This window comes from Pseudomonas brassicacearum (assembly GCF_003732265.1).
In the GTDB taxonomy this organism is placed as follows: Bacteria; Pseudomonadota; Gammaproteobacteria; order Pseudomonadales; family Pseudomonadaceae; genus Aquipseudomonas; species Aquipseudomonas brassicacearum_D.
In genome coordinates this window covers 300,788-312,651 of the sequence record NZ_MOBK01000011.1, presented here as the reverse complement: position 1 = coordinate 312,651, position 11,864 = coordinate 300,788, and the positions used below count along the sequence as shown (strand labels likewise).

The 11,864-nt window shown below is 60.1% G+C and carries 12 protein-coding genes; 5 read left to right on the top strand and 7 right to left on the bottom strand.

Going from position 1 to position 11,864, the window contains the following annotated elements; all coding sequences use genetic code 11:
* Window positions 1–185 precede the first annotated feature (185 nt).
* The 3 genes from glsB (at window position 186) to BK660_RS26710 (ending at window position 3,086) form a co-directional block, all read left to right on the top strand.
* Window positions 186–1,094, top strand: a complete 909-nt coding sequence (gene glsB / locus BK660_RS26720; RefSeq protein ID WP_123435854.1) for a glutaminase B — start codon at window positions 186–188, stop codon at window positions 1,092–1,094.
* A gap of 74 nt (window positions 1,095–1,168) precedes the next feature.
* Complete coding sequence (locus tag BK660_RS26715; protein ID WP_123435853.1) at window positions 1,169–2,671, top strand: aldehyde dehydrogenase family protein; 1,503 nt, start codon at window positions 1,169–1,171, stop codon at window positions 2,669–2,671.
* Window positions 2,672–2,744: 73 nt separating this feature from the next.
* Entirely contained in the window at window positions 2,745–3,086 is a 342-nt protein-coding gene (locus BK660_RS26710) for a BON domain-containing protein (protein ID WP_123435852.1), read from the top strand.
* Between the two features lie 50 nt (window positions 3,087–3,136).
* On the opposite strand, the gene BK660_RS26705 is transcribed toward BK660_RS26710, so the two are convergent.
* Entirely contained in the window at window positions 3,137–3,796 is a 660-nt protein-coding gene (locus tag BK660_RS26705; protein WP_123435851.1) for a carbonic anhydrase, read from the bottom strand.
* Between the two features lie 60 nt (window positions 3,797–3,856).
* Window positions 3,857–4,324, bottom strand: coding sequence for a cyanase (gene cynS, locus BK660_RS26700; RefSeq protein ID WP_123435850.1), 468 nt, complete (start codon window positions 4,322–4,324; stop codon window positions 3,857–3,859).
* A 121-nt stretch (window positions 4,325–4,445) separates the two neighbouring features.
* Between cynS and cynR the strand changes: the two genes are divergently transcribed.
* Window positions 4,446–5,318: a transcriptional regulator CynR gene (gene cynR / locus BK660_RS26695; RefSeq protein WP_123435849.1), complete on the top strand. Its 873-nt coding sequence runs from the start codon at window positions 4,446–4,448 to the stop codon at window positions 5,316–5,318.
* 70 nt (window positions 5,319–5,388) lie between these two features.
* On the opposite strand, the gene BK660_RS26690 is transcribed toward cynR, so the two are convergent.
* The 4 genes from BK660_RS26690 to BK660_RS26675 form a co-directional block, all read right to left on the bottom strand.
* Window positions 5,389–5,718 (bottom strand): hypothetical protein, encoded by a 330-nt coding sequence (locus BK660_RS26690; RefSeq protein ID WP_123435866.1) that lies wholly within the window; start codon window positions 5,716–5,718, stop codon window positions 5,389–5,391.
* Window positions 5,719–6,242: 524 nt separating this feature from the next.
* A complete protein-coding gene (locus tag BK660_RS26685) occupies window positions 6,243–6,740 on the bottom strand; it encodes a GNAT family N-acetyltransferase (RefSeq protein WP_123435848.1) in 498 nt (165 codons plus the stop codon).
* A 50-nt stretch (window positions 6,741–6,790) separates the two neighbouring features.
* Window positions 6,791–7,420, bottom strand: a complete 630-nt coding sequence (locus BK660_RS26680; protein WP_123435847.1) for a glutathione S-transferase family protein — start codon at window positions 7,418–7,420, stop codon at window positions 6,791–6,793.
* 113 nt (window positions 7,421–7,533) lie between these two features.
* Window positions 7,534–9,483, bottom strand: a complete 1,950-nt coding sequence (locus BK660_RS26675) for a DNA topoisomerase III (RefSeq protein ID WP_123435846.1) — start codon at window positions 9,481–9,483, stop codon at window positions 7,534–7,536.
* Window positions 9,484–9,747: 264 nt separating this feature from the next.
* Here BK660_RS26675 and BK660_RS26670 point away from each other — a divergent pair, with 264 nt between their 5' ends.
* Entirely contained in the window at window positions 9,748–10,116 is a 369-nt protein-coding gene (locus BK660_RS26670) for a DUF427 domain-containing protein (RefSeq protein ID WP_123435845.1), read from the top strand.
* A gap of 52 nt (window positions 10,117–10,168) precedes the next feature.
* Here BK660_RS26670 and BK660_RS26665 read toward each other — a convergent pair whose 3' ends face one another.
* Complete coding sequence (locus tag BK660_RS26665; RefSeq protein ID WP_123435844.1) at window positions 10,169–11,791, bottom strand: MFS transporter; 1,623 nt, start codon at window positions 11,789–11,791, stop codon at window positions 10,169–10,171.
* Window positions 11,792–11,864: the final 73 nt, after the last annotated feature.

Below are 11,864 nucleotides of genomic sequence, written 5' to 3'. Positions count from 1 at the left end.
CGAATGCGGTGTGTCATTTAAACAATGATGTTGACTGACACACCGCATTCGCGAGCAAGCCCGCTCCCACATTAGATTTAGGGTGGATCGGGGATTTGGAAGGGGCCGCTGTGATTCGCCGTCGCCCCGCAGCGTCTAGCCTCAGTGTCCCCGCAATCCCACGGGGCGTGACTTTGGAACCTCGCATGCAAGCGCTGTTGAACGAGATCCTCGACGCTGTCCGGCCGCTGATCGGGCAGGGCAAGGTGGCGGACTACATTCCTGCCCTCGGCACCGTACCGGCCAATCAATTGGGCATTGCCGTGTACAGCAATGACGGTGAGTTGTACTGCGCCGGCGATGCCGAGACACCGTTCTCGGTGCAGAGTATTTCCAAGGTCTTCAGCCTGGTGCAGGCCATCGAACATTCGGGTGAAGCGATCTGGGAACGTCTGGGTCACGAGCCGTCCGGTCAACCGTTCAACTCACTGGTGCAGCTGGAATTCGAACGCGGCCGCCCGCGTAATCCGTTCATCAACGCTGGCGCGCTGGTGATCTGCGACATCAACCAGTCGCGCTTTGCCGCCCCGGCGCTGTCGATGCGTGATTTTGTCCGTCGCCTGTCCGGCAATCCGCAGGTCATGGTCGACGGCAAAGTCGCCGAGTCCGAATACCAGCACCGCGCGCGCAACGCCGCCATGGCGTACCTGATGCAATCGTTCGGCAACTTTCAAAACGACGTCGAATCCGTTCTGCGCAGCTACTTCAGCCACTGCGCGTTGCGCATGAATTGCGTCGACCTGGCCCGGGCGTTCTGCTTTTTGGCCAACGACGGGTTCTGCAAGCACAGCGGCGAACAGATCCTCACCGCGCGCCAGACTCAACAGGTCAACTCGATCATGGCCACCAGCGGGCTGTACGACGAGGCCGGTAACTTCGCCTATCGCGTGGGTTTGCCGGGCAAAAGCGGTGTTGGCGGCGGGATTGTCGCGGTGGTGCCGGGGCAGTTCACGGTATGCGTGTGGTCGCCGGAACTGAACGCTGCCGGCAATTCCCTGGCCGGGATGGCCGCGCTGGAATTGCTGAGCCAGCGGATTGGCTGGTCAGTTTTTTAACCAGCGGGCTTAATGACGCTCCGGAAAATTTCCTATACATTTTCCGGCCGCCCCCTGCATGGTGAAACTGCTTCATGTCTCTTGCGCTCGAACGTCTAGTCGCTGGTACGCCGATTCCTTTTGCCGGTAATCGTGTCACGGTCGTCAGCCCCGAACTGGCCGCGCGCTTCCAGCCCGGCGACCACCTGCTGGTGGAACAGGTCAGCGGCGAATTGTTGTTGATCCCGGTGGCGGACCAGCAAGCGGCCAGCGTTGCGATCGAGCGCGCAGAAGCGGCCTTCAGCGCGATGTCGGCGGTGTCGGATCAAGCGATCAGCCGCTTCTTCGACCTGTTTGCCCAGCGTCTGGAAACCCCGCAATGCTGGGACTTGATCGCCGCCGCCAACCTCGCCGACATCGAACGCGCCAAGGTCCGTGGACGCTCCACCACACGCTTGCTGGCCGATGAACGCATGCGTCGAGACATGATCGCCGGCCTGCGGGCCTGGCGCGATGCGTCGGCCACACGCGGCAAGGTGATCAGTTGCGTCGAGCATGACGGCTGGAAAGTCGAGCAAGTGGTGTCGCCACTGGGCATCGTCGCGTTTGTCTTCGAAGGTCGGCCGAATGTGTTCGCCGATGCCGCCGGCGTCTTGCGCACCGGTAACACCGCGGTGCTGCGCATCGGCAGCGATGCGTTGGGCACCGCCCAGGCCATTGTCACCCATGCGCTGAACCCGGCGCTGAGTGACGCCGGATTGCCGGTCGGCGCGGTGTCGTTGGTCGAAAGTGTCAATCACGCGGCCGGTTGGGCGATGTTCGCCGATCGGCGTCTATCCCTGGCCGTGGCCCGGGGTTCGGGACGTGCGGTCAGCCAATTGGGCAGCATCGCCCAACAGGCGGGCACCGCCGTCAGCCTGCACGGCACCGGTGGCGCCTGGCTGATCGCCGACACGCACGCCGACGCGACGCGCTTCGCCGCCGTGGTGCGCAATTCCCTGGATCGCAAAGTCTGCAACACCCTCAACGTCTGCCTGATCCAGCGTGACCGCGCCGCCGATCTGGTGCCGCTGTTTCTCGGCGCGTTGCAACAGGCTGGCATTGCACGGGGCCAGGGCTGCAAGCTGCACATCGTCGAAGGCAGCGAGGCTTGTTTGCCGAGTGAATGGTCGAGCGCGAGCGTCGAGGTGTATCGCGCCGAAGGTTATCGGACTGAAGCGTTGGCCGAACCACTGCCGGAGGAGCAATTGGGCCGCGAGTGGGAATGGGAAGAAACCCCGGAAGTCAGCCTGATGATCGTCGATGACCTGGACCGTGCGATTGCCTTGTTCAATCGCTACAGCCCGCAGTTCACGGTGTCGTTGATCAGTGAGGATGACGCGGCGCATGAGCGTTTCTACAACGCGGTCAACGCGCCTTTTGTCGGCAACGGCATCACGCGCTGGGTCGATGGACAGTACGCCTTGAACAAGCCGGAACTGGGTCTTTCGAACTGGGAGAGCGGCCGACTGTTTGCGCGCAGCGCGATTCTCTCGGGAGACGGCGTGTTCACCATTCGCAGTCGCATGACGCAGACGGATCTGTCGGTCAAACGCTAGGCTTTCCGACCTCAGGCGAGGGGCACACTATAATTAAGGTGTCTGCTCCTTCGTTCTGAAAGAGGGATCCATCATGAAACTTCGTTCCTTCGAGCAATATTCCCATCACCTGGAATCGGTCGCTCACGATACCTGGCTGACGGCCCGGGTGAAGTCGGCCCTGGCCATGGGCGAACCCAGCCTTGCCATGCACATTCACGTCAAAACCCATGCGGGCACCGTGGCGTTGAGTGGCCGGGTCAACACCCATCGGGAGTGTGAACAGGCGGTTGCGCTGACTCGCTCGGTTCAGGGTGTTGTCGACGTCGATGCCCGGGAATTACTGACCCACGTGTTCAAACCAGGCAGTTTTCCCGAAGCGCCCAACGCTGAGGAGAGCGCTGAGCAACGGCCACGTTCGTCAGACGACCAATAACCCTGTCCGCAGCGCTTCCGGGATCGGGAGCGCTGCGCAAGGGCTGTTTATCACGCGGCTTCGACGGCTTTGCCATACACCGCGCACGTCGTTGGATGTTCCGCCAGCGAGACGAAAGTGCGGCTGCTGGCCTCCAAGGCGTCAATCGAACCGGTTTCGATGTCGTAGACCCAGCCATGCAAGTTCAACAGGCCTTTTTCCTGCGCCAGGCGCACGCTCGGGTGTGTCTGGATATTGGCCAGTTGCGCGATGACGTTTTCCCGGACCATTGAACTGACCTTCGCCGCGTCATTGGCATGAGGGCGGGATTCGTTGATGACTTTTGCCGATTCGGCGTGCTGCAACCAGCCGCTGACGGCCGGCAGGTGATCCATGCATTTGCACTTGGCGATGGCGGTCATGGCGCCGCAATCGGAGTGGCCGCAGATCACAATATCGGTTACGCCGAGCACCGCGACCGCGTATTCAACGGTGGCCGATACACCGCCCGGGTGCGGGCTGTAGGACGGCACGATGTTGCCGGCGTTGCGGATCACGAACAGTTCGCCGGGTTCTTGCTGGGTCAGTAATTCGGGCACTACACGGCTGTCGGAACAGGTGATGAACAACGTGCCGGGATGCTGGGTGGTGGCCAGGTGTTTGAACAGGTCGGTGCGTTGCGGAAAGGCTTCGTTCTGGAACTTCAAAAAACCGTCGATGAGCGCTTTCATACGGGTGTCCTCATGCGTGATGTGGGGTTGGCCCGCGCGGTAGCGCGGGCCAGTCTCAACTTAGAACGGGCGCAGTGGCAGGAACTTGCCGTCGAGGGTGATCACCGCGCGGGAGCCGCCTTCCGGGTCTTCGACTTTCTTAATGTCGAGCTTGAAGTTGATCGCGCTGATGATGCCGTCGCCAAATTGCTCATGAACCAGGGCTTTGAGGGTGGTGCCGTAGATCTGGATCATTTCGTAGAAGCGGTAAATGGTCGGGTCGGTCGGGATACCGGAAAGGCTGCCGCGCAGAGGGATGATCTGCAGGCGGGCTACCGCGTCGGCGTCCAGTTCCAGTTTGTCGCCAATCACTTCGGCTGCGGCTTTGGGCAGTGGATGCTGGCCGAGGAGGGCGGCGGTGACGTAGGCCAGGCCCAGGCCGGTGCCGTCGGTCAGGTCCTGCCAGGACAGATTCTTGCGCGCCTTGGCATCGAGGATCGAGGTGGTCAGGGCCAGGCTTGGGTCGTTGTAGGCGTGGGACTGTTGCATGGTGATTCTCCTGTCGGCGGGGTGTTGCTTGGGTGTGAAGCCATCTTCTGCCGATTGATCCATAGCGTCCAAGATCGATATACAATACTGCGCATAAGCCCTGCCTATAGATGGTGTTCTCATGCTGCTACGACATCTGCGCTACTTGCTGGCGGTCGCCGACCACGGCGGCTTCACCCGGGCCGCCGAGGCGTTGCATGTGTCGCAGCCGACCTTGTCCCAACAAATTCGCCAGCTGGAAGAAACCCTCGGCGTAAGCCTGTTCGACCGCACCTCGCGCACGGTCAAGCCGACCGATGCCGGCGCGGCCTACATCGAGTGTGCCCGTCGTGTACTGGTGGAACTGGAGGCCGGCAAGCGTGCGCTGCATGACGTGAAGGACTTGTCCCGCGGCACCTTGCGCCTGGCCATGACGCCGACGTTCATGGCGTATCTGGTGGGGCCGCTGGTGCGCGATTACGTGGCGCGGTTTCCAAATATCCATCTGGAGATTTTCGAACTGTCGATGGATGACATTGAAGCGGGGTTGGCGGATGACTCACTGGACATCGCGATTGCGTTCAATGAAGTCAGACATGCCGACATCGAATCGATTCCGGCGTTTACCGAAACGCTGGGGGTGATGGTGGGGCGTGATCACCCGTTGTATGACAGTCAGCTCGCATTGCCCGCTGAAGAGCTTGCTCAGTTGGAGTTCGCGCTGTTGACCCCCGATTTCATCACCCGCACCCGCATCAATGAGTATTTTGCCCAGGAGCAGATCACGCCGAAGGTGGTGATCGAGGTCAATTCGGTCAGCACCTTGCTGGAAGTCATTCGGCACACGGCGATTGCCACCATCCTGCCGGAAGCCATCGCCAGCCAGGAGCGTGCCCTGCGCAAGATTCCATTGTTGGGAGAGGCGCCAACCCGCGGGGCGGCGTTGTTGCGTCGTAAAAACAACTACCACAGCGCGGCGTCAGTGGCGTTTATGAATCTGGTGTTGGGGCTGTAAAACACTCAGGCACAAAAAAGGGCCTGCTCTTTTATGGGAGCAGGCCCTTTTTTATCAGTGAGTCAGTTTGTTAGTAGAACCGATCAATCACCCGAACTTCGTTCTGGTTCTGCAGCGAAGCCCATGCCTGTTTCAGCGTTTGCAGAACATTACCGATGAAGTCCTTGTCGGCCGCGGCTTTCTTGCCGACATAGCCCTGGCCGCGACGGTACATCTTCAGTCGGGCGAGCAGGTTCTGGTTGTTCTGGTCGAACTCCGCTTCATGAGCGTGAGGCGACAGGCAGTCGATATGAACCTGGCCCGATTTGCTGATCCACAGAATGTGGCTGTCGTGGCTGTCTTTTTGCGCCGCGAACATACGAGCCAGTTCATCGATAGTAGGTTGATTGTTCAGATTCATAATTTGCCCCTTGACCATTTGGTGATCTTTCAAAGTTGGTTCGCTAATACAAGTAGCCCATCGGTTAGTTGATCCCTGGCACCGAAACCAGGACGTCAGCGGTCGGCCGTCAAATTGAACGGGTCTCGCGTCTGTTGCATGTAGTCGTGTTGAATAACTGCTACGCGTTAGCGTCACAACGAAGAGAAGCAGCGAATACCTGGAGGCCACTGCCGACTTTTCAGGGTCGGCCACAAGCTTCATGAGGATTGATCGCCAGCGCTTCTCGTCCTTGTACTGGACGTTCGGGCCAGGTCAGCTTCTTCAATCTGCCTTGTGGGCAGCGTGTATCCGGGAAAAACAGCTCGGCGGTCAGACGAGCTTGCTCAAACATGTTGCTGTACTCCCGATCGGGGAGATGTCTGCATCATGCAAGGGCAAAACGGAGGCGTCAACCGTTATGTAGTGATTTTTTTTAGTCACTACATATTGTCGGACAAAACGGATTGGAATGAAAAAGCGAGGCCGGAACACGCCCCTCAGGCCTACGGCTGCGGGCTCTGGAAGCGATAGAGCGTGCAGGGATAGCCGTCGACTGGCTGCTGATGCAGGGTGAATTGATTGCCCGTGAGATCAGGCATCACTTTGGCCCAGAACCGCCGTGCAGGCGGGTTCGCATCGATGTGGAAAATCTGCCATTGACCGGGGAATTGGCTCAAGAGGGCGGAAACGACAAACTTCGCGACACCTTGGCCACGGAAGCGCCGACTGACAAAAAAGTAGCCGATGTTGTACTCGGCGCCTTCGAGGTGGGTGTCGTCATCCACGGTCACGAAACCGGCCAGCTCACCGTCGACCCGGATCAGAAACGGTCGGATTGCGGGGTTGCGCCAGTAATCCTGTTTGGGCTCGATGTCGAAAAAGCCGTGCTCACCCAGTGGCAGCGGCAACCATTCGCTGAAGTCGTACACGTAGAACTGCATCAGGTTTTCGAGGGTGTCGAAGTCGTCACGCTGGGCGGCGTGCAGTTCTATCGAAGGCATTCGGGGCGCTCCAGGTAACGCAGGGCCGTCCGTGGCCCTGTCAGGATCACTCAGTGCGGCGCAAAGTCGTACTTGCCGCCTTTCTTCAACGCGGCGATGTAAGCCGGACGCGCCTGGAAGCGTTGGACCCAGGCCGCTACATGAGGGTAATTGGCCAGCTTGCCCTGGGCCCGGGCGATCTCGCCGATGAAGCTCATCTGGATATCGGCGGCGGTGAACTCGTCACCGAGCAGGTAATCGGACTGGCTCAGTGCGGTGTCGAGGTAGCCCAGGTAGTTGGCGACTTCCGAGTTGATGCGCGGATGCAGCGGTGCACCGGCATCACCCAGGCGTCCGACATACAGGTTCAGCATCAGCGGCAACATCGCCGAGCCTTCGGCGAAGTGCAGCCATTGAACGTATTCGTCGTAGGCGGGGGTGGACGGATCAGGTTGCAGCCGACCCTGGCCATGACGGCGGATCAGGTAATCGATGATCGCCGCGGACTCGATCAGTTTCTGCGAACCGTCTTCAATGACCGGGGACTTGCCCAGCGCATTGACCGCTTTCAGTTCCGGCGGGGCGAGATTGGTTTTTGGATCGCGCTGATACAGTTTCAGCTCGTAAGGAATCGCCAGTTCTTCCAGCAGCCAGAGAATGCGCTGGGAGCGGGAGTTGTTCAGGTGATGCACGATAATCATAAATATAATTCCTGTAGCAGCTGTCGAGTGAAACGCGGCTGCGATGTCTTTTCAGAACAGGCAGTCGCCGGACTTGAAGAACACTAGACCATCCCGGTCCGTTCGAAGTGCCATCAAGCCTTGCTGGTCGGTTTCGCGGCGCGTTTGCTGCCCGTCGAGGGTTTGCGTGGCGCTGGTTTGCGTTTTTTCTTCCACGGTGCGGCACCACGCCCGGCCGGGCTGGCCGGCCCGCTGATTGTCAGGCTCAAACCGGCGCAACGGGCGACTTGCTTGCTCATCCACGCCGCCTGTTTGGTGACGAATTCTTCCAGGCTCATTTCGCCGCTCTGCACCATGTCCAGCGCCTGTTCCCAGATTGCGGTGGTGCCGGGGTCGGCAATCGCGCGCGGCACCGCATCGATCAGGCTGAAGGCCGCCGGCGTAGCGGCCAGCGCCTTGCCGTTCTTGATCAGGTAACCACGGTCGAGCAAGCCCTGGATGATCGAGGCGCGTGTCGCCTCGGTGCCGATGCCGGTAGTGTCCTTGAGCTTCTGTTTGAGCAGCGGGTCTTCCACCAGTTTGGCCACGTTCTTCATGGCCTTGATCAGGTCGCCTTCGGTGAACGGCTTGGGTGGCTGCGTCCACAGGTCCTTGAGCTTCACATCGGCGACTGCGCAATCCAGCCCCTCGGCCAGTGCCGGCAAGGTTTGTGGCGCAGGCGCCTCACGGCCCTTGGCGGGGGCGAGGGCTTCCGGCAGGGCACGTTTCCAGCCAGGCTCGACGATCTGTTTGCCGACGGCACGCAGGGCTTCACCGGCGCAGTTGAAGTCGGCCTGGGTGCGGTCGTATTCATGATTGGGCAGGAACTGCGCGAGATAACGGGCGCGGATCAGCGTGTAGACCGCCCGCTGTTTGCCCACCAGTCGCTCCAGATTCTTCGCCGCTGCCGTGGGGATGATGCCGTGGTGCGCCGTGACCTTGGCATCGTTCCACGCCCTTGAGCGCCGTTGCGGTTCCAGGTAATCGTTCAGCGCGTTCAGGGACGGATCGGCCTGGCGCAGTGCGGCGAGAATGCCGGGGGCTTCGCTGTGCTGACTCAACGGCAGAAAACCGCAATCACTGCGCGGGTAGGTGATGACTTTGTGGGTTTCGTAGAGCGCCTGGGCGATATCCAGGGTCTCCTGGGCGCCGAGCCCTAGCTTCTTCGAACAGACTTCCTGCAAGGTGCCCAGATCGAAGGGCAGCGGGGCGACTTCACGCATGCGCTCGGTGCGCAGTTTGATCACCCGCGCAGTCGTTGCGTTCGCAAGCGCTTGAGCCGCATTTTGCGCGAGGCCCTGATTCAGGCAGCGATCCTGATCATCACAAGCGTCAGACGCCGCGCGCCACTGTGCAGTGAACGCGGTGCCTTCGTGCAGCAGCTGCACGTCGATGGCCCAATAGGCCACGGGGACGAAATCGGCAATGCTGCGATCGCGGTCCACCACCAGCCGCAAAGTCGGCGTCTGCACCCGACCCACCGGCAACACACCTTGATAGCCGGATTGACGCCCCAGCAACGTAAACAACCGGCTCATGTTCATCCCGATCAGCCAGTCGGCCCGGGAGCGGCCCAACGCCGAATGATAAAGGCTGAACGTTTCGGCCCCCGGCTTGAGCGCGGCCAGCGCCTTGCGGATGGACGCGTCGTCCAGCGCCGACAGCCACAACCGGCGGATTGGCCCGCGATAGCGGCAGTGCTCGACCAGTTCGCGGGCAATCATCTCGCCTTCGCGGTCGGCGTCGGTGGCGATCACCAGCTCATCAGCCTCGCCAAGCAAGCGTTTGACCGCTTTGTACTGGCTGGCCGTGCGCGGCTTGACGGTCATCTTCCATTTCTCGGGAATGATCGGCAGGTCGGTCAGTACCCAGCGTTTGTAGCGCACGTCGTAGGCGTCCGGCGGTGCGGTTTCGAGCAGATGGCCGATGCACCAGGTCACTGTGACGTCTGTTCCCAGCCAGCAGCCGTCGCCTCGACGCTTGGCGCCGAGCACTGCTGCAATGTCTTTGGCCTGGGAAGGTTTTTCACAGAGGTACAGCCGCATAACCACCATCGTTCATCAAGTGTGCAAGAGGCGCACAGAATGGCCGGTGATGAGCGCCGGATCAATCTTTATCTGTATGGATGTACAGCAAAGCTGTTGCGTCTGGTTGCGCCCGTCAAAACGGCCCGTTCGGCTGCGGGGCCGTGGCAATGGCGATTTTTGGGTTATACCTGAAAGTTGTGGTCTCAGGTTCGGGGCCGCTGCACGCGCCATCACGGGCGCGCCACGCTCCCAGGTTCATCACCGTCATGAGGAACGTATTCCATGAAAAGCTCCGGTCCCAGTCCTGTCATCACCATCGCCGAGCAGCCGGGCTGCCTGCTGGTGAAGTTTCATGGCATTCAGGTAGCCGCGTCCGCGCGCGCCCTGGTGCTGTTGGAGGCCAATTACCCGCCGGTGTACTACGTGCCGCGAGAGGACATCGATGAAAAGTATTATGCCCGCACCGACCACACCAGCTATTGCCCCTACAAGGGCGATGCCACTTATTTCAGCTTGCAAGTCCCGGGGCATGAAGGCGCGAATGCGGTCTGGAGTTACGAGAACCCTAAAATATCTGTCGATCAGATTCGCAATTACGTGGCGTTCTACCCGGATCAGGTGAAATTCGAATTGCTCGATTCCGAGGTCTGAGGATCGTTTCCCCAAAGTGTGTGGCGAGGGAGCCCCTCGCCACAAAGCCCCGTCAGTTTTTATCGAGATCGACGTTCTTGGTCTCGCGCAAACAGATCATCCCCACCACCAGGCTCACCGCGGTAATCACCACCGGGTACCAGAGCCCGTAGAAGATGTCGCCGGTGTAGACCACCAACGCAAACGACACCGTCGGCAGGAATCCGCCAAACCAGCCGTTGCCGATGTGATAGGGCAGCGACATCGAGGTGTAGCGGATGCGCGTCGGGAACAGTTCGACCATCAACGCCGCCAGCGGGCCGTAGCACATGGCCGAGATGATGATCAGTGCGACGATCAGCGCCACAATCATCGGCTTGTTGATTTGCTGCATATCAGCCTGTGACGGATAGCCGGCCAGCGTCACTGCGCCGCGCAAGGCCGCTTCGTCATAACCGTCGATTTTTACGTCACCGACACTCACTTGCACGCCACTGCCAGCGGGTGCGGCGGCACTGGCGTATGGCAGGCCCTGCTTGACCAGAAAGGTTTTGACCTTGTCGCACGGGCTATCAAATTTTGCCTTGCCCACCGGGTCGAACTGGAACGTGCACGTCGCCGGGTCGGCCAATACCGTGATCGGCGCCTGACGGCTGGCCTGGTCAATGGCCGGGTTGGCGTAATGCGCCAGGGATTTGAAGATCGGGAAATACAGCGCGGTGGCCAGTAGCAGGCCGATCATCAACACCGGTTTGCGCCCGACCTTGTCCGACAGCCAGCCAAAGAAGATGAAGAACGGCGCGCCAATGATCACGCTGACAATCAGCAAACCGTTGGCCACCGCCGGGTCCATCTTCAGGAACTGGGTGAGGAAGAACAGCACATAAAACTGCGCGGCGTAAAAGGTCACCGCTTGCCCGGCGTTGATGCTGAACAGGGCAATCAGCACGACCTTGAGGTTTTCCCACTTGCCGAAAGAATCACGCAGCGGCGACTTGCAGAGTTTGCCTTCCTCTTTCATTTTCACGAAGGCCGGCGACTCGTGCAGGCTCAGGCGAATCCAGGTCGAGATGCCCAGCAAAATGATCGAAAACAGAAACGGAATGCGCCAGCCCCAGACTTCGAACTGGTCACCGGTGAAGTAGCGGCAACCGAGCACCACCAACAGCGACAGCAACAAACCTAGGGTTGCCGTGGACTGAATCCAGCTGGTGTGGAAGCCGCGTTTTCCGATCGGTGCATGTTCCGCGACATAGGTCGCAGCGCCGCCATATTCACCGCCCAGGGCCAGGCCCTGAAGCATGCGCAGCACCACCAGGATGATCGGCGCAGCGATGCCGATGCTCGCGTAGGTCGGTAGCAAGCCGACGCAGAACGTCGCCAGGCCCATGAGCACGATGGTTGCGAGGAAGGTGTACTTGCGCCCGATCATGTCCCCCAATCGTCCAAACACCAACGCGCCAAAGGGCCGCACGATGAAGCCAGCAGCAAAGGCCATCAGCGCAAAAATGAACGCCGTGGTGTCGTTGACCCCGGCGAAAAATTGTTTGCTGATGACCGCCGCGAGGGCGCCATAGAGGAAAAAGTCGTACCACTCGAACACCGTCCCCAGTGACGAGGCGAAGATGACTTTGCGGGTGTCGTGGGTGATCGTCGCGACGGGCGCGGCTTCCAGGGGCTGAACATGTTCTGACATATCGGTATCCCTCACAGTGATTGTTTTTGTTGTTCCACTGGTGTTGCGTGTTCCATGTAAAAGTAGTGCCCGA